The 15,760-nt window shown below is 69.7% G+C and carries 29 protein-coding genes; 27 read left to right on the forward strand and 2 right to left on the reverse strand.

Annotation, left to right across the window (positions count from 1 at the left end; all coding sequences use genetic code 11):
- Nucleotides 1-190: 190 nt before the first annotated feature.
- Entirely contained in the window at nt 191-595 is a 405-nt protein-coding gene (locus ABZX79_RS18125) for a hypothetical protein (protein WP_355257998.1), read from the reverse strand.
- A gap of 266 nt (nt 596-861) precedes the next feature.
- Here ABZX79_RS18125 and ABZX79_RS18130 point away from each other — a divergent pair, with 266 nt between their 5' ends.
- The 18 genes from ABZX79_RS18130 (at nt 862) to ABZX79_RS18215 (ending at nt 11,062) form a co-directional block, all read left to right on the forward strand.
- Entirely contained in the window at nt 862-1,152 is a 291-nt protein-coding gene (locus tag ABZX79_RS18130; protein ID WP_355258001.1) for a helix-turn-helix domain-containing protein, read from the forward strand.
- The gene (locus tag ABZX79_RS18135) at nt 1,149-1,337 is read left to right on the forward strand and encodes a hypothetical protein (protein ID WP_355258004.1); all 189 of its coding nucleotides are present in this window, start codon (nt 1,149-1,151) and stop codon (nt 1,335-1,337) included. Before ABZX79_RS18130 ends, ABZX79_RS18135 begins: the two co-directional genes overlap by 4 nt.
- Nucleotides 1,338-1,422: 85 nt before the next feature.
- On the forward strand, nt 1,423-1,788 hold the full coding sequence (locus tag ABZX79_RS18140; protein ID WP_355258007.1) for a hypothetical protein: 366 nt from the start codon (nt 1,423-1,425) through the stop codon (nt 1,786-1,788).
- Nucleotides 1,785-2,183 carry a hypothetical protein gene (locus ABZX79_RS18145; RefSeq protein WP_355258010.1) on the forward strand — a complete coding sequence of 133 codons (399 nt, stop codon included), beginning with the start codon at nt 1,785-1,787 and terminating at the stop codon, nt 2,181-2,183. Before ABZX79_RS18140 ends, ABZX79_RS18145 begins: the two co-directional genes overlap by 4 nt.
- 79 nt (nt 2,184-2,262) lie before the next feature.
- Nucleotides 2,263-2,802, forward strand: coding sequence for a hypothetical protein (locus tag ABZX79_RS18150; RefSeq protein ID WP_355258013.1), 540 nt, complete (start codon nt 2,263-2,265; stop codon nt 2,800-2,802).
- Nucleotides 2,802-3,035: a hypothetical protein gene (locus ABZX79_RS18155; RefSeq protein WP_355258016.1), complete on the forward strand. Its 234-nt coding sequence runs from the start codon at nt 2,802-2,804 to the stop codon at nt 3,033-3,035. The genes ABZX79_RS18150 and ABZX79_RS18155 overlap by 1 nt, the downstream gene beginning before the upstream one ends.
- Nucleotides 3,032-3,832, forward strand: coding sequence for a hypothetical protein (locus tag ABZX79_RS18160; RefSeq protein WP_355258019.1), 801 nt, complete (start codon nt 3,032-3,034; stop codon nt 3,830-3,832). The genes ABZX79_RS18155 and ABZX79_RS18160 overlap by 4 nt, the downstream gene beginning before the upstream one ends.
- Before the next feature lie 20 nt (nt 3,833-3,852).
- On the forward strand, nt 3,853-4,488 hold the full coding sequence (locus tag ABZX79_RS18165; protein ID WP_355258022.1) for a hypothetical protein: 636 nt from the start codon (nt 3,853-3,855) through the stop codon (nt 4,486-4,488).
- A gap of 92 nt (nt 4,489-4,580) precedes the next feature.
- The gene (locus ABZX79_RS18170; RefSeq protein WP_355258025.1) at nt 4,581-4,871 is read left to right on the forward strand and encodes a hypothetical protein; all 291 of its coding nucleotides are present in this window, start codon (nt 4,581-4,583) and stop codon (nt 4,869-4,871) included.
- Between the two features lie 98 nt (nt 4,872-4,969).
- Nucleotides 4,970-7,504, forward strand: coding sequence for a phage/plasmid primase, P4 family (locus ABZX79_RS18175; protein WP_355258028.1), 2,535 nt, complete (start codon nt 4,970-4,972; stop codon nt 7,502-7,504).
- A gap of 256 nt (nt 7,505-7,760) precedes the next feature.
- The gene (locus tag ABZX79_RS18180) at nt 7,761-8,105 is read left to right on the forward strand and encodes a hypothetical protein (protein WP_355258031.1); all 345 of its coding nucleotides are present in this window, start codon (nt 7,761-7,763) and stop codon (nt 8,103-8,105) included.
- Nucleotides 8,102-8,554 carry a hypothetical protein gene (locus ABZX79_RS18185; RefSeq protein WP_355258034.1) on the forward strand — a complete coding sequence of 151 codons (453 nt, stop codon included), beginning with the start codon at nt 8,102-8,104 and terminating at the stop codon, nt 8,552-8,554. The genes ABZX79_RS18180 and ABZX79_RS18185 overlap by 4 nt, the downstream gene beginning before the upstream one ends.
- Nucleotides 8,551-8,826, forward strand: coding sequence for a WhiB family transcriptional regulator (locus ABZX79_RS18190; RefSeq protein WP_355258036.1), 276 nt, complete (start codon nt 8,551-8,553; stop codon nt 8,824-8,826). The genes ABZX79_RS18185 and ABZX79_RS18190 overlap by 4 nt, the downstream gene beginning before the upstream one ends.
- The gene (locus tag ABZX79_RS18195; RefSeq protein WP_355258039.1) at nt 8,823-9,257 is read left to right on the forward strand and encodes a hypothetical protein; all 435 of its coding nucleotides are present in this window, start codon (nt 8,823-8,825) and stop codon (nt 9,255-9,257) included. Before ABZX79_RS18190 ends, ABZX79_RS18195 begins: the two co-directional genes overlap by 4 nt.
- Nucleotides 9,258-9,311: 54 nt before the next feature.
- Nucleotides 9,312-9,785 carry a hypothetical protein gene (locus ABZX79_RS18200; RefSeq protein ID WP_355258042.1) on the forward strand — a complete coding sequence of 158 codons (474 nt, stop codon included), beginning with the start codon at nt 9,312-9,314 and terminating at the stop codon, nt 9,783-9,785.
- Nucleotides 9,785-10,084: a hypothetical protein gene (locus ABZX79_RS18205; RefSeq protein ID WP_355258045.1), complete on the forward strand. Its 300-nt coding sequence runs from the start codon at nt 9,785-9,787 to the stop codon at nt 10,082-10,084. The genes ABZX79_RS18200 and ABZX79_RS18205 overlap by 1 nt, the downstream gene beginning before the upstream one ends.
- Nucleotides 10,081-10,356, forward strand: coding sequence for a hypothetical protein (locus ABZX79_RS18210; protein ID WP_355258048.1), 276 nt, complete (start codon nt 10,081-10,083; stop codon nt 10,354-10,356). The genes ABZX79_RS18205 and ABZX79_RS18210 overlap by 4 nt, the downstream gene beginning before the upstream one ends.
- Before the next feature lie 22 nt (nt 10,357-10,378).
- On the forward strand, nt 10,379-11,062 hold the full coding sequence (locus ABZX79_RS18215; protein WP_355258051.1) for a hypothetical protein: 684 nt from the start codon (nt 10,379-10,381) through the stop codon (nt 11,060-11,062).
- A gap of 5 nt (nt 11,063-11,067) precedes the next feature.
- On the opposite strand, the gene ABZX79_RS18220 is transcribed toward ABZX79_RS18215, so the two are convergent.
- On the reverse strand, nt 11,068-11,283 hold the full coding sequence (locus tag ABZX79_RS18220; RefSeq protein ID WP_355258054.1) for a hypothetical protein: 216 nt from the start codon (nt 11,281-11,283) through the stop codon (nt 11,068-11,070).
- Between the two features lie 247 nt (nt 11,284-11,530).
- Between ABZX79_RS18220 and ABZX79_RS18225 the strand changes: the two genes are divergently transcribed.
- The 9 genes from ABZX79_RS18225 (at nt 11,531) to ABZX79_RS18265 (ending at nt 15,738) form a co-directional block, all read left to right on the forward strand.
- Nucleotides 11,531-12,268: a hypothetical protein gene (locus tag ABZX79_RS18225; protein WP_355258057.1), complete on the forward strand. Its 738-nt coding sequence runs from the start codon at nt 11,531-11,533 to the stop codon at nt 12,266-12,268.
- Nucleotides 12,269-12,287: 19 nt separating this feature from the next.
- Nucleotides 12,288-12,431 (forward strand): hypothetical protein, encoded by a 144-nt coding sequence (locus tag ABZX79_RS18230; RefSeq protein WP_355258060.1) that lies wholly within the window; start codon nt 12,288-12,290, stop codon nt 12,429-12,431.
- A gap of 7 nt (nt 12,432-12,438) precedes the next feature.
- Nucleotides 12,439-12,948, forward strand: a complete 510-nt coding sequence (locus ABZX79_RS18235; RefSeq protein WP_355258063.1) for a hypothetical protein — start codon at nt 12,439-12,441, stop codon at nt 12,946-12,948.
- Nucleotides 12,949-13,592: 644 nt separating this feature from the next.
- The gene (locus tag ABZX79_RS18240; RefSeq protein ID WP_355258066.1) at nt 13,593-13,889 is read left to right on the forward strand and encodes a hypothetical protein; all 297 of its coding nucleotides are present in this window, start codon (nt 13,593-13,595) and stop codon (nt 13,887-13,889) included.
- A gap of 15 nt (nt 13,890-13,904) precedes the next feature.
- Nucleotides 13,905-14,066 carry a hypothetical protein gene (locus tag ABZX79_RS18245; protein ID WP_355258069.1) on the forward strand — a complete coding sequence of 54 codons (162 nt, stop codon included), beginning with the start codon at nt 13,905-13,907 and terminating at the stop codon, nt 14,064-14,066.
- A complete protein-coding gene (locus ABZX79_RS18250; protein ID WP_355258072.1) occupies nt 14,056-14,340 on the forward strand; it encodes an HNH endonuclease in 285 nt (94 codons plus the stop codon). Before ABZX79_RS18245 ends, ABZX79_RS18250 begins: the two co-directional genes overlap by 11 nt.
- Nucleotides 14,341-14,353: 13 nt before the next feature.
- Nucleotides 14,354-14,701, forward strand: coding sequence for a hypothetical protein (locus tag ABZX79_RS18255; RefSeq protein ID WP_355258074.1), 348 nt, complete (start codon nt 14,354-14,356; stop codon nt 14,699-14,701).
- Nucleotides 14,702-14,792: 91 nt separating this feature from the next.
- Nucleotides 14,793-15,221 (forward strand): AAA family ATPase, encoded by a 429-nt coding sequence (locus ABZX79_RS18260; RefSeq protein WP_355258077.1) that lies wholly within the window; start codon nt 14,793-14,795, stop codon nt 15,219-15,221.
- 232 nt (nt 15,222-15,453) lie between these two features.
- Entirely contained in the window at nt 15,454-15,738 is a 285-nt protein-coding gene (locus ABZX79_RS18265) for a hypothetical protein (protein WP_355258080.1), read from the forward strand.
- The last annotated feature ends 22 nt before the right edge of the window (nt 15,739-15,760 follow it).

Raw genomic sequence — 15,760 nt, forward strand, 5'->3', positions numbered from 1 at the left:
CATGAGACCCCCATTGGCGCGGCCTACCGTTCGATCGCACGTTCGACCGAACGCCTCAGCAGGCTATCTGACGTCGCGCCCCCCAGGCGGATGCAGTGGAATCCTGTCACCTTCAATCACTTCTGACTACACGTACAACAAGGAACCACTCTGCGTGCACGCTTTGGCCAGAGGAATATGCCAAGGCGGGTTAGTCGCGCGAGGTGAAGGCGTCCAGCAGGCGCATGAGTTGTTCGAGCTGCTCAGGGGACATGCGGTCCGCCCGCTCCACCAGGGCCCGCACCTCACCCGACCGCGCCGTCACCACGTCGATGCCGAAAAACTGGCTGCCCGCCGCGTCCTGAATTCGCCCCAACGGGACATCGAGACCGGCCGCCATGCCGCGCAACTGAGCCAAGTCTGGAGAGATGACCGGCTCTCCCGTGGCCAAACGGTGCAGCCACGATGACTTCACCGTTTGCTCGCCACTTTCGGGGTCGATGCATCGCTTCGCGAGGCGGTCATAGCTCAGCCCAAGTGCGGACTTCCGCTCACGCACAAGGTCCGTGAGTTGGGTCCTCCCACTTGGGGCTGGGGCGCGATCTTCAGCAGCCATGAGGCTCATCCTGCCACTCCGAGTCTGGTCATGGGCCGTGGGGTGTCCATGGGGCCAGGGTGGCGCGAGCTGCATCCCCCCTGATGGCGCGTGCTGGTCATTTCACGCGCTGGACAGATTGTCCATGCAGTAAGGCAACCATGACTAGGTCGCCTCTCGTATTTGACCGAATCAACACACCACATCCAAGACGCTGGACGATCCGTCCAAGCTATGCAATGCTCTATCCATCCAAGCAGTGCAACGAACTACTGCACGAGGTGGACGTGACCACACCTGTACTCCGCTACAAGCTCGTCAGCATCGGTCTCCTGGAGACGCTGATGAAGCGCACCGGACGCGGCGACGCAGTGAGCGTGCGACAGCTCGCCCGCCGCGCCGGCGTCCCGCACGGAACCATCGGCAACCTCCTCACCGGAGAGCAGGAAGGCGTCTACTCGGACGCCGCCCATGCCATCGCTGCGGCCCTCGGTGTGGACCTGCTCGTCCTGTTCATCCCCATCGAGCGCGCTGAGTTGAGCGTCTCCCGGATGCCGGGCCTGTCGGTGACGACATGACCGCCGCCGCCCCGTTCAGCCGCGCCGCTGCTGAGAAGCGACTCGGCCCGGCCGCCGTGAAGGCCATCAAGGAATCGGTTGACGCGGCTCCGGCTCTTCGCCCTGAGCAGTTGATGCAGCTGCACGCGGTCTTCGAGTCCGTCCGTCACCCCGTGGTCAGCGTGCCCGCACCGCGCGCCGCCTGACCCACAACGCAAAGCGGGGCCGCCCGGACGGATCAGGTCCATGGCAGCCCCTCGGCACCTCATCCACACGAGAAACGAGGACACCGTGATCACACAGACTACCGACCCGGTCCAGCCGGACAGCATCGACGTTCGCCGCATGAACTACATGGCGGCCCTGTCGCTGGCAGAGACCATCCTCAGCGAGACGACCGTCATCCCCACCCACTTCGCCGTCACCTGCGCGGACGTCGCGCCGGACGAGGCGACGCTCCGCTTCTACTTCCACCGCGACGCCGCTGCCGTGGCCCGGTTCGCGGACGAGCTGTACCTGGACGTGACCACCACCGTCCAGGACGACGACGGGGTGTTCACCGAGGCGTGCGGCGGACTTCACCGCGGGGTGCAGGTGACGGCCTGGTCGCTGATGCCGGCCTCGGCTGTGGCCGACACGGCGCAGGTGTCGGCATGAACACTCGCGCCCTGAACCAGCTGGCGGAACTGATCTGCCGGGCACAGGCCAACGGTGCACGCACCCCGATGGGGATCGCGTTCGCCATCGACGCGGCCGGGATGCTCCAGTCCCCGGAGATCGCGGCCGAGTTGGAGGCCCTGCGGGAGCAGGTGGCTTCGCTGCTGGGTGAGCGGCACACGACGAACGCCGCGCTCGCCGAGCTGACGCTGGCCCTCCGCGCGTCCGAGTTGGACGCCGAGTCCGGTGACGGGAGTACGCGGACGGTCGACGAGGACCCGATCGCGTACGCGCTGACCGAGAAGGCCGGCGCCCTGCCGGACCCGCGCCGCATCGAGTCCGTCCGCAAGCTGCGCGACCTCCTCGCCAAGCAGCAGAGGCAGGTGACCGCGTGATCGTCACCGCGTACCTCGTCCTCTTCGCCGCATGCTGCGCCGCGTTCCTGGCGCTCTCGATCCTGCTCGGAGGCATCTGATGACCGACCACGACCCGCTCATCGTGTCCCGGTTCGACGTGGCGATGGAGCCCGCGCCCGAGGAGGAGCCGATCCTCACCATCGGGTGCATCGCCGAGGACGGGCGCCCGGTGGCCCTGCTGCTGGACCCGGAGACCCGCGCGAAGGTCGCCCGGTGGCTGGCCCCGTCCCGCGCCGACGTGCTGACCGAGGTCATCGAGATGCTGGCAGACACCCGCCGCTCCGCTGCTGCTGCGGACGGGATGGAACTCGCGGAGGACTTGGTCCGCCGCATGGCCGGCGCCGCCGAGCAGGGCGAATCCACTCCCCACCTCGACGACCGGGCCACCCGCCTCTACGACCACATCCTCGGCACCGGCGGCGAGTGGACCACCGGCCGCGCGCACCGCTGGGTCGTCGCCAACCTCGCCCCCAACGCGTCCCGCTACCGGGTCCGCCTCGTGCTCCAGCACCTCGCCGCACTCGGCTACCTGATCGAGCACAACCAGCCCGGGCGCGTCTCGTACAGGCCGAACTACGCGAAGCACGAGGCCGAGTGATGGCCGGCCGACGCATCGCCCGCCTGGTGTCGCTGGTCCTCCCGCGCGGCAAGCACCGCGCGTCCCGGGTCGAGGCGGACCTGGCACCGATCGCCGCACTCCTCGCCGCAGGGCAGCTCGACAACAACGACACCGCGTGGTGCGACACCTGCCCCGGGCGCCGCGTCCACGCGTTCCACCCCGACGGGTCCCGCACCTGCTGGACCTGCACCACCACAACGGAGGCCGAATGATCGCCACCGGGAACGACGAGTACAGCCAGTCCCTGGCCGAGCGCATCGGCCAGTTCATCATCGACGCGGACGCCAACAGCGCCCGGACCATGCAGAAGGCCATCGGCCCGAGCGAGGTCGGGGAGCCGTGCGAACGGCAGCTTTCGTACAAGGTCCTCGACTGGCCCGAGACCAACACCGACCGCGACCCGATCGCCGCGATCATCGGCACCGGGTTCCACCTCTACATGGGCGAGAAGTTCGACGCCCGCAATGAGGCATTGGGTGGGTCCCGCTACAAGGTCGAGGCCCGCGTCACCGTGCGAGACAGCCCCATCCCCACGGCCAGGCTCGCGGGCAGCGCGGACCTGTACGACCGGCTGATCAAGGCCAACCTCGACTGGAAGCTCGTCGGCACCAGCAGCCACGACAAGTACCGCAGGCAAGGCCCCGGGGTGAAGTACCGGGTCCAGGCCCACCTCTACGGGCTCGGCCAGGAAAACGCCGGCGAGCAAGTCGACCGCGTCGTCGTCGTCTTCATCGCCCGGTACCACCAGCTCAAGGTCCACGTGTGGTCCGAGCCCTACGACAGGACCGTCGCCCTCAACGCGCTCGCCCGGCTCGACCGTATCCGCGACCGCGTCATCGAGCTGGACCCCGAGTCCAACCCCGAGCGCTGGTCCCTCATCCCCATCCCGGACAAGCCCAACTGCCGGTTCTGCCCGTGGCTCAAGCCCGGAAGCACCGACCTCTCCGTCGGCTGCCCCGGGGCCACATCCACCAACGCGGGCGCCTCACTCGAAGCGCTCATCGCCTGACACAGGAGCACACACACACCATGACCACACCGCACCAGCAGCAGAGCGCAGACGACTTCCTCATGGGCGGCGGCGGCGCCCCCACCGGGAAGTTCCCCACCCCCGGAGCCACCATCACCGGGCGCCTCACCCAGAAGCCGACCGTCGAGCAGCAGCGCGACATCAAGGACGGCAGCCTCAAGTTCTGGAAGGACGGCAACCCCATGAAGCAGCTCGTCGTCACCGTCCAGACCCAAGAGCGCGACCCGCAGAACGTGGACGACGACGGGCGCCGGCGACTCTTCGTCAAGGGCCAGATGAAGAACGCCATCGCCGACGCGGTCCGCGCCTCCGGGGCGCCCGGGCTGGAAGTCGACGGGACCCTGACCGTCACCTTCACCCACGAACTCCCGGCGGCCGGCCCCGGCATGAGCCCCGCCAAGCAGTACGCGGCGCAGTACGTCCCGGCGGCCACCAACGCGCTGCACACCCCGGACCCGGGCACCGTCCAGCCCGCCGCGCCGCAGCAGTACGCACCCCCCGCGGCGGCCGCCGTCCCGGGGCTCACCCCGCAGCAGCACCAGGCAGCCATGGCCAACCCCGCCACCGCGGCACTCCTCGCCCAGCAGCAGGCAGCCGCAGCCGCCCAGCCCGCAGGCGCCGCACCCCCGTTCTAGTCCCCCGCCCATCAGCACCGCCCGCAGCCGCTGCCCATCCCCCCGCCACGCGGCTGCGGGCGGGCCACCCGACCAGCAAGGAGAACCACCTGATGGCTTACATCGGACACCGCTGCGGCTGCGGACACAGCGACCTCCAGCACAGCGGAGAAGGACCCGCCGGAACCTGCCAGGCCGCTTCTGGCGCCTCCTGCGGCCGAGGCTGCACACCCAGCCCGGACCCGGAGGTCATCCCCACCTTCGACACAAAGGGGCAGCCCATCGAGCGGCTCATCCCGCCCGGCGAAGGACTCGCTTCCATGAGCGGTGCGCCCATCGTCCGGACCTGCTCGTGCGACGCGTGCGCCGCCCTGCACGAGCAGCTCACCAGCGTCGCCGCCTGATGTCCCGCCCGACCGGTAGTCAGGCCGGCGCCCCGGAGTTCGACGCCCGGGGCGGGCACTCCCCCCTGGATTCAGCACCACAGCAAGGAGCAGCCCTCTTGAGCACGTCACCGGACACGCTCGCCGCAGCGCTCACGCTGCACACTGCCGGTTGCTCAGTCGTGCCCGTCCGCACCGACGGAAGCAAGCACCCGCGTGGCACCTGGAAGACGGCGCAGAGCGAGCGCGCCACCGAGGAACAGGTCCGCGCCATCTTCGCCAACGGGTACCCGGGCATCGGCATCGTCTGCGGCGCCGTATCCGGTGGCCTGGAAATGCTGGAGCTCGAGGGCCGCGCCGTCACCGAGGGCGTCCTCGATCGCTTGGTCGAGATCCTCCTCGGGTCCGGGCTCGCCGAGCTGTGGGAGCGCCTCGCCACCGGGTGGCTGGAGCGCTCCCCCTCCGGCGGCCTCCACCTCCACTACCTCCTCGACGGGGCACCCGTCCCGGGCAACACCAAGCTGGCCAGTCGCCTGGCCCACGAGCACGAGCTGACCGACGCCGAGCGCGACTTGCTCGTACGCCACCCGCACAAGCGCATCATCCGGCCGCTCATCGAGACCCGCGGCGAAGGCGGGTTCGTCGTCACCGCACCCAGCCACGGCACCGTCCACGCGACAGGGCTGCCCTACGAGCTGCTGGCCGGCGGGCCCGCGACCATCCCCACCATCACCCCGGACGAGCACCAGGCGCTCCACACCGTGTGCCGCATGCTCGACACCGTCCCGGCCGACGAGCCGACCCTTAACTCCGGGCGCGAAATTATCACCGCGCAGGTCAACGCCCCCCTCGACGAGGCCGCAGCGTTCCTCTTCAGCAGCAGCCCCAGCGGGGACTTCCCCCCGGGCGGGCTCACCCCGGGGGACGACTTCGAGCAGCGCGCCACCTGGGCGGACATCCTCCAGCCGCACGGGTGGAAGCTGATGTTCACCAGCGGCCAGACGTCGTACTGGCAGCGTCCCGGGAAGGACGGGCGCGAACCCTCGGCCACCACCGGGCGGTCCATGGACCGCGATCGGCTGTACGTCTTCACCACCAGCACCGAGTTCGCCGCAGAGATCCCCTACACCAAGTTCGGCGCGTACGCCCTCCTCAACCACGGAGGCAACCACTCGGCCGCCGCCTCCGCGCTGCGCCGCCAGAGCTACGGGGCACCCGCGCCCGAGCCAGTACGTCACCTCACCGCGGTGCCCAACCAGCAGCCTGCGACGCACGGGGCGAACGCGCTCAACGTCGTCCAGCACCCGGCCGCCCGTGACAGCCCCGGCACGTACACCCGCACCGACGACGGGAACGCGCTCCGCCTCGTCGACGAGCACGAGCAGGACATCCGCTTCGTACCCCAGCGCGGCCGGTGGCTCCGATGGGACGGGCACCGCTGGGCATGGGACGAGGCCGGCCTGGTCCGCGAGATGGCCCGCGCCATCGCCCGCCAACTCCCCAACGGGGAAGGCCAAGCCAAGCACCGCGCCCGGTCCCTCTCCGCCCCAGGCATCTCCGCCATGGTCAGCATGGCGACGACCGACCCGCGCATCGTCGCCTCCGCGGCCACCCTCGACGCACACCACATGCTCCTCAACACCCCCGCGGGCGCGGTCGACCTGGCCACTGGGGACGTACGGCCGCCCAACCCCGAGGAGATGCACACCCGGTCCACCAGCGTCGCCCCCGATACGGACGCGCCCACCCCGAAGTGGGATCGGTTCCTCGACGAGACGTTCGGCGGCGACCAGGAGCTGCTGCGGTACGTGCAGCGCATGGCCGGATACTCCGCGTCCGGCAGCGTCAAGTGGCACGTCCTGCCCTTCCTCCACGGAGGCGGCGGCAACGGCAAAGGCGTGTTCCTCAACGTGCTCCGCAACATCCTCGGCGACTACGCGGCCACCGCGCCCAACGCGTTCCTCATGGCCGGCGGGCAGCGCCACGAGACCGAGATCGCCCGACTCCACGGGCTGCGCCTCGTCATCGCGAGCGAGGTCAACCAGGAAGCCAAGTTCGACGAGGCCAAGGTGAAGGAGCTCACCGGAGGCGACGGGCTCACCGCAAGGTTCATGCGGCAGGACCACTTCACCTTCGAGCCCACGCACAAGCTCTGGCTCATGGGCAACCACCAGCCCCGCGTGAGCGCAGGTGGCAAATCGTTCTGGCGCCGCCTGCGCCTCATGCCGTTCGTCCGCACCCCCCAGGAGGTCATCGAGGACCTGGACCTGATGCTCATCACCGAGGAGGCCCCAGGCATCCTCGCCTGGGTCATCGCAGGCGCGGTCGACGTGTTCCGCAACGGGCTGCGCGACCCCGAGTCGGTGAAGGCCGCGACGGCGCAGTACGCGGCCGAGGAGGACGCGCTCGCCCGGTTCCTCGACGAGGCGTGCCACGTCGGCGGAGGCGTCCAAGTGCGCACGGCGACCGAGGTGTTCCGCACTGCGTACGAACGCTGGTGCCGCGCCGAGGGCGAAGAGCCCATGCCCTCGCGGCAGCTCGGCCGGGAGTTGAAGGACCGGTTCCAAATCATTCGCAAGCCGTCAAACGGGACGTACTCGTACATCAACGTCGCCCTCCAGGCGCCCGCTGAAGATCGGTGGGACGACCAGTGACCATGATCAAAGTGCCGTTGCAGTGCCGTTGCAGTGCCATCAAAAGTGCCGTTGAAAACCAACGTCACCGCAGGTCAGAGCATGGCAGTGCCATCAGTGCCGTTGAAATCCCTATTCCAGCCCCGTGCGCAGGCAAGGGCCTTAATGCAAAAAATCAGGCACTGATGGCACTGATGGCACGGGCACCCCATGTGACCTGCGAAAACACTCACATCCCTAACGGCACTGCAACGGCACTGCCCACCAGGGGTGCCCGATGACCACCAAGCAGCCGCACCCGGGCATCGCAGCGAAGATCGAAGCCTCCGCCGACCACGCACGCGACACCACCTGCCCCCGCTGCGGCGCCCCGATCCTCACCGCACGCGCCGGCCGCATCGCCGCGTTGGACGTGACGGCGGACCCCCAGCCCCTCGACACGGCCGCAGAGATCCTCGCCCTCCTCGAAGGCCGCCTCACATGGCACCTCGTCGAAGGGGCCCTCGGCACCCGCCGCATCACCTGGCGCGGCACCACCCACATCCGCGCCGGACCCGCGAGGCACCCCGTACTCCGCGACCACCACTGCCCACCCCAGCCCGTACAGGAGACGCTGCTGTGACCACCACGCTCCGCGCCTTCACTCTCACCCTCCCCCGCGGCCTGGTCCTCCTCAACGCGAACCAGCGCCCCCACCACGCGGTCCGAGCCCGCGTCACCGCGAACATCCGCGCCGCAGCGATGGCCACCTGCAGCGAGGACCCGACCATGCGGGCCGCGCTCGCCGAGGCAGGCGAACAGCCGCTCCTCGCCCACGCGTACATCCTCGGAGTGATCCACCCTCCGTCGCGCCGCCGAGCCGACCCGGCCAATTGGTACCCCTCGTTCAAGGCGGCCGTTGACGGGCTCGTCGACGCAGGGGTCCTCGAGGACGACGACCACACCCACGTCGTCGGACCCGACATGCGCATTGGCCCCGTAGCCAAGGGCGGCGGGCGCCTCGTCCTCCACATCCAAGAGCTCACCCCCGCCCAGCACGCAGCGTTCCAGTGGCAGGAGATCGCATCATGACGCCCCGCACCGACTGGCTCACCGAAGCCGCCTGCGCCCAGACCGACCCCGAGCTGTTCTTCCACGAGGGCAACGAGCGCCTCACCGAAGCCGCGATCGCCGTCTGCAACACCTGCCCCGTGCAACGGGAATGCCTCATCGACGCCATCGCAGACGAGGGCGGCAAGGGCAAGGAGAGCCGCTACGGGATCCGCGCCGGCCTCACCCCCGGACAGCGCTACTGGAAGCGCGCCGGGGCCGTCCGTGCAGCACGCAAGGAGGCAGCCGCGTGAAGATCCGCGCCGACATCGCCGAGCTCCTCCACACCGGGCTGTCGAACCGAGCGATCGGCAATCGACTCGGCGTCGACCCTCACGCCGTCGGCGCCGCCCGCCGCGCCATGAAGCTGCCCAACGTCCGACCGGGGACTGCGCCCCGCGACAAGGCCAGCCACTTCCACGCCCGGACGATCGCTGTCGACGGCGGGCACCTGGAGTGGACCGGCTCACGAGACCAGCACGGCCTGCCCATCCTCCGCACCGGTGGCAACTCGTTCAGCCCTTTCCGTGTGGCGTTCCGCCTGCGCCACGGCCGCGAACCGGTCGGCAAGGTCCTGCCCGGCTGCGAACACCGCGGGTGCGTCGCCCCGGACCACGTCGAGGACCGGCCCATGCGGGAGCGCTACCGCCAGACGTACGCCGCGATCTTCGGCACCCCTGCCTGACCGGCCGCCGGTTCGGTTCCACCACACCCCGCGCGACACGAGAAAGAGACCCCGATGACCGAGACTCGCCGCGACGTATCCCTGTCCGTCGTCATCCGCATCGACCGCACCGGCAACTGGGTCGACTGGTCCACCGGCCACCGCTCAGTGCCCGAAGTCCTCGCCGTAGCTGAGCAACTCGTGTCACTGCCGGCGATCGCTGACATCCGCTTCGACCGCACCACCAGGACGACCGAGCGGCTCGGCCTGCACGACCTCGCCGCCGAGGAAGGCCCCCGCTGCGTCTGCGGCGACTCCATCCAGCTCATGGACGACGCCGACCCGCGTAGCTGGATCCACAGCCCCGGGTCGGACACCCGCTGCCTCAACGCTCGCCCGCCCACCAACCAGCTGGCTGAGGTCATGCGCATCGTCACCGAGTACGTCATCGAGTCGAACGACATCGGGGGCCTCGACGCGAACGACCTGACCGACCGGCTGGAGCAGGCCGGCTACCCGCTGCCCGAGATCGATGAGGACGGCAGCTGATGAGCCACCGCAGCTACCAGACCCTGGCCGCGAGCGGGGCCGCAGTGCTCGGTCTCTTCGGCACCACGTGCGCCCTCGACGGGCTGTGGTGGGAGGCCGGCATGTTCGGCTTCGTCGCCGTGTTCCTGATCGAGGCCAGCATCCGCGAGGCCCGCGCCCACCGCATCGCCGAGGCCCGGGAGCGCACGGCCCGCGGCAACGCCCAGGAGCAGCCCCTCCTCGTCCCGTGCTGCCCGTTCTGGACCTCGTCCGCCGGCCTCGTCCACGCACCCGACTGCCACACCTGGAGCACCCGATGACCGAGCCCCACACGCCTGCCACTCCCGGCATCGGCTACGAGTTCCGCGAGTCGCTGCTCGTCCTCCTGTCGCGCGTACAGCGCGGCGTCCAGTCCGAGGCCGAGGCAGACCTCCTCCGCTCCCACATCGAGCACCTCCTCAGCGAACACGATCGGCTCGCCGCCTCGGCTGTCCACGTGGGCGGCAACGCGGAGGACTGCCCCGCATGCCACGGGACGAACCCGCCGTACCCGTTCATCTGCCCCGGGCCCGAGCAGCAGCCGACCACCTGACCGCCGCACCACTGGAGCCAACGTGAACACCACCGCCGCAGCGCGTGATCTCCGCACCATCATCAGCACCTGGCCGAACCTCGCCGACGCGCTCGACACCCGCGGCGGCGCCCACTGGCCCCCCGCCGGGCGCATGGCCGACTACCTCAACGACTTGGACCTCCTCGACGTCCCCCAGCGCGGGGCCCGCGACGGATCCGGCACCGGGGAGTCCCCCGCCCCGCTGCGCATCGAGATCCTCGATACCCAGCGCACCGTCCACGCGGCCCTGGTCGAGGTCGCCGACCACACCGCGGCCGCCGTCCAGCGCTCCCCCATGTCGTTCGCCCCGAGCAGCTGGCCGCCGGCGGACCAGGCGAGGCGCAACCAGCTCGCCAACGCCGATGTGGCCGACCCGCGCCGCTGGCGCTACCGAGGGACCCGTCCCGGGGCGCAGTACACCGCGCTGTGGCTCCTCGCGAGGGTCGAGCGGCGCCCTGGTCCGTTCGAGCGGCTCGCAGAGCACCACGAGCGGCACATCGCCAACGTGGCCACCGAGTCAGTGAGCCGCATCGACCGGGCGCTCCAGCTCACCCGGCTCACCCGCCCGCTCACCGAGACGTGCGCCTGCGGTGGGGTGCTCACCATCGGTGGCGGCGACGGGCACCCGCCCGCGATCAGCTGCACCCGGTGCGGCCGGACTATCTCAGCCCAGCTCGTCGCCTGAGCCGCTCAGGGGGCGGACCACACGTCTGGCCCGCCCCCACGCCAGTCGATCAGCTCAGACCGCTCAACGTCCGTCTCGTCGATGCCCTCCATGCCCGCACGGCGCAGGAACTCCGCCACGTCCCGCAGGCTGTGAGCGAGGCCGAGGATCTCCCCGTCGACTCGGACGCGTCGGCCGCCCGTCGGGCTCGGGGGATACACGATCACTGGCAGCACGGACATGCCACCAGCCTCATCCCAACTCACCCATGCCGCACCTGGAGACGGCCGAGTGAGCTACCCATCCCAACCCGAACCAGGCACCCACAAACCCTTACAGACAGTCAACTACCGTGCTATAGTCCCGCGTTAGACAACAAAAAAGACGGCCCCCGCCCGGTGGTGGAACACCGAACGAGGGCCTGACCGAGGCAGAGCGCTAACTCTGCCTCCGGCTACCACTCAGAGACTCGGAGGTCTCCTCGTGGCTATGCGTGATCGTATCTCGCGCCTCATGCGCCGTGACAACCCCGGCAGCACCCCCCTTGCTCACCCCACCGCCCCCGCGCCCTGGTGGGTTCGAGCCTTCACCACCGCCGGCCGCCCCGTCATCGCCATCGTCGTCCTCGGCATGTGCGCCCCCGGGGAACACCACCTCGCCGTGCTCGCCGGATGGGACAGCCGACTCGCATGGGGCATGGCCGGTGTCCTCGCCGCGTACGCAGGCATCGCCGCCGCCGTAGCCAGCGCCCGCCCCAAGGGCGCCCCCGGGAAGCGCTCAGCCGTCACCGGGGCGTTCATGTCGCTCGGCGCCGCGATGGCCGCCCAGCCCGTCAGTCACATGTTCGTGACTGGGCATCTCAGCAGTGAGCCGCGGACCCCGCTCGCCCTTGTCATCGCCGTCTCATGCGTCCCGCCGCTCGTCCTCGGGCACCTCCTGCACCTCGCCGCGACACCCGTGCGAGCCACAGCGCCCACCCCCGTCGAGCAGGCCCCGAAGGCGACTGAGCAGGACGAGACCCTCCGCGAGATGGAGGAGCAGGGCAGCGAGCAGCCTGAGGCGCCGCGCTTTCTCACCACCCGCGAAGTCGCCGTCCTGTACGGCGTGAAGCCCTCCACCGTCGGCACCTGGAAGGACCGTGGCAAGGTCACCCCAGCCCTCGTCGACCCCGGGCTTGGCAACCTCTACGACCCCGAGACGCTGCCCTCACTCGCCTCCGCAGGCTGAGACACCGAGCCGTCTCGCCATGCTCGCCGCGTTCTTCGTCGGCTCCATGCTGCTCGCGCTCCTCGGCCTCGCCGCTGTCGCGCTGTCCGACGTCCCCCGCATCACCGGGACCGTCGCCCTCATCGTCACCCTCGCCGCGCTCGGCGTGGCCATCCTCCACTGAGGACCTCATGACCTACGTAACGATCGGCGGCGTCACCGTCGGCCTCGCCATCCTCGCCCATTACCTCGTCACCTGGTGGCCGGGCATCAAGGCCCTCAAGAAGGACCCCCTCGGACAGGCCGCGCAGGTAGCGCCTTTCCTCGCCGCCTGGGCGTACGGGGCCCTCACTCTCCTCACCGTCGGTGGGCTCATCGGGTGGGCCGCCGACACCGCCCTGTGGATCTCCAACTGGCTCGGTGACGTCGCCCTCGTGTGGGGCGTCGGCGGGAGCACCAGGCAGGCAGCCGCCCGCACCTCGTACCTGCCCCTCACCCAGACCGGGGGCGCCCTGGTGCTCATCCTCACCGTCGCCGTGCTGGCCGCAGTGAAGAAGTCCCGCCACGGCAAGGACATCAAGCTCGGCGCCTGGTGCGGGATCTGCCTGAGCACCTCGGCCGGCGTCGCCGGGTTCGCCGCTGCTCCTCTCGCGCAGGCCGCGAACTGGGCAGGCAACGCCGTGTACGGGGCTGTCGGATGAGCAGCCGCGCGGCCGGCGGTTGCGTGCTCGCGGTGGTCGTCGGCGGGTCTGGAGCAGGCGCGTTCGCCGCCTCCCCGTCCGTCGGGGTGCTGGCGGTCTGGGGGTGCGGGGTGACGTGGATTTGGTGGGCAGCGAGACGGTCGGTGTCCGATTCGTCCGCCACTCCCCCACCGGAAGGGGTTGGCTCTTCTGGCGACGTTTACGCAGGTGGGCCCGAGCGTCTCGCGAGAGTGGAGTACAAGGCGAGCGGGGTCCAGTGCACGTTGCACGTAACGCGGGAGGAGGTGAACGGAGAATGATCCACGCCCTGTTGATCCTCCTCGCATGGGAGACCCAAGAGCGCCCGTACTGCCCCACCTGCGGCGGCCACTACCCGGCACACAGCCACTGACCGCCTGCCACACTGGCGACTGCGCCCCGGGTAGCGCCCGGGATGAGGCCCCACCGACTGATCGTGGTGGGGCCTCCTCGCTTGACGTGACCACTGATCGTCCCGCATCCTGGCCCCACGTCCGTTGTGCCCGGACACACCAGCCCCGCCACCGCGCGGGGCTCACGCATGTCACAGCTCGGCCACACGCCGAACACGCCACGCTCACATGCCCCATGCTTCCCCCCTCATCACGCAACGTCCTGGGGGGACCATGCGCACCAGAACCACCGCGGCCGCGGCCGCCATCCTCCTCTCCACCCTCACAGCGTGCGGCGGCAGCAGCAGCGACGCCAAGCCGAGGCCCACCGTCACCGTGACCGCCACAGAGACAGCCGAGCTCTCCGACGAGTGCCGGGCATGGATCGAGGGCGAGCTCCTCGACTCCTCGGACAGCATCGAAGCCACCGACGGCTACAGCGCATGCGGCGACCTGTCCGACGAAGAGTTGGACCAGGCCATCGAGCAGGTCACAGACGACCTGATCGAACAAGGCGTCACCACCCCCTGACCTGAGGAGACGCCCGTGGCCGCCTGCAAGCACGTCTGCCCCACCTGCGGGCGCCACGAGCCGACCACCAGCATCACTGTCCGTGTCGAGCAGCTCGACCCCACGGCCGTCGCGCGGGAGATCCGGCGTCAACTCATCGACCTCAAGCGGACCCACGGGCTCGGGCGTGACCGGTAATCCGCGCAACGGGCGCCGCTACCGCACGCTGTGTGACCAGCAGCGCAGGCTCGGCCTCCCATGCTGGCTGTGCGGTCACAACATCGCCTACGAGATCCGCGGCCCCCTCGCCGGCCGTCACCCGCTCGCGTTCACCCTCGACCACCTCGTACCCCTCAGCCGCGGCGGCGACCTCCTCGACCCGGCCAACGCGCGCAGCGCGCACCGGCGGTGCAACAGCGCCCGCGGCAACCGCACGTCGGTCAAGCAAGCCCGAGCCTCGCGGAGGTGGTGACAGCATGGAGGCCATGACCGAGCGGCACGTGACGCTGTTCAGCGATGACCTGCTGTCGAAGTGGGGCTTCAACGACGGCGAAGACCCCGAGACCTGGCTGGACTACTGCGACGAGCACGGCATCGACTACAACGAGGTCGACTTCCCCCTCGTCAAGCTTGTCCAGCGGTACCTGATCCCCGTCATCGAGCAGACCGTCACCGTCGCCGTGATCGAGACCTGCCACAACCCGATCCGGGTGGACACGGTCGACGGGGTCGACGTCACCGAGGCGTGGTTCGGTCGGGCTCCGAGCCCGACCCTCACGCCCGAGTCTGTCGACGTACCCATGACCGAGGTGGCCAGGCTCGCACGGAGGTGACCGTGACGCAGAAGACGACGCTGACGATCAAACGCACCCCCCTCCCCCCTCCGCCCCCCCCGCCCATGTCGCGGTGCCCATGCTGTACGTCGTGACCGGGCCACCAGCCGCAGGCAAGAGCAGCTGGATCCGAGCGCACGCGAAGCCGGCCGACGTGGTCATCGACCTGGACCTGATAGCCCTGGCCATGGCCGGGCCCGGTGCCGACCACCACGCACACGGTGACGTCCTGCTGCGCGTCGTGCACCGCGCACGCCAGGCAGCCATCCGGGAGGCCGAGCAGCACCTCGACCAGGTCGACGTCTACCTGATCCACACGATGCCGCAGGCGAAGGCGCGCGCACGGTACAAGCGCCTCGGTGCACGCATCGTCGTCGTCGATCCAGGCGAACAGATAGTGAGGCAGCGCGTGCGGGACATGCGCCAGCCCGGCATGGAAGCCGTCGTCACCCGCTGGTACCGCGACCATCGCAAGGGTGGGTCACGCCCCGTCACCCGGCAGGCATCACGGTCCTGGTGAGCATGTCGGGGCCCTCTGCCACCGCGATCCGTAATCGGTTCACGCAGGTCATCGGCGCTCGACGAGTGAGAGTGGATTCAAAGTTCACGGTGAAAGCGGGCGACCCAAACGCCCTTCTCGCCGTGATTTTTGCGCGCCGATTTTCAAAGCCGATCTTGACCGTGAAACCAGTTTCAGCACTAAGTTCGCCGTCACTCAGCGTGACATAGCGGAGAGTGACGGGGGTCGGTCCATGATCGCTGACGCCATCCGCGCCGAACTTGATCAACTCGGCGTGACGATCGTGTCGCCCGGCCTCGCCGCCGTAGCGATCAACCTCGCCGAGGCGCTCGACGAGATCCCGGCCGGTGACGCTCCGACATCGAAAGCGGTCGTCGCCGACAAGCTCACCGCGATCATGACCAAGCTGCGCGGCCTCGCCCCGCCCGCCGTGAAGGGGGACGCAGTCGATGACATTGCTGAGCAGCGAGAAAAGCGCAGGTCAGAAGCCCGCAAGCGCGGCGAGCAGTCGGGCTGACGCACCCGTATACGGGCACCAG

This window comes from Streptomyces sp. NPDC002994, assembly GCF_040611155.1.
Classification (GTDB): domain Bacteria; phylum Actinomycetota; class Actinomycetes; order Streptomycetales; family Streptomycetaceae; genus Streptomyces.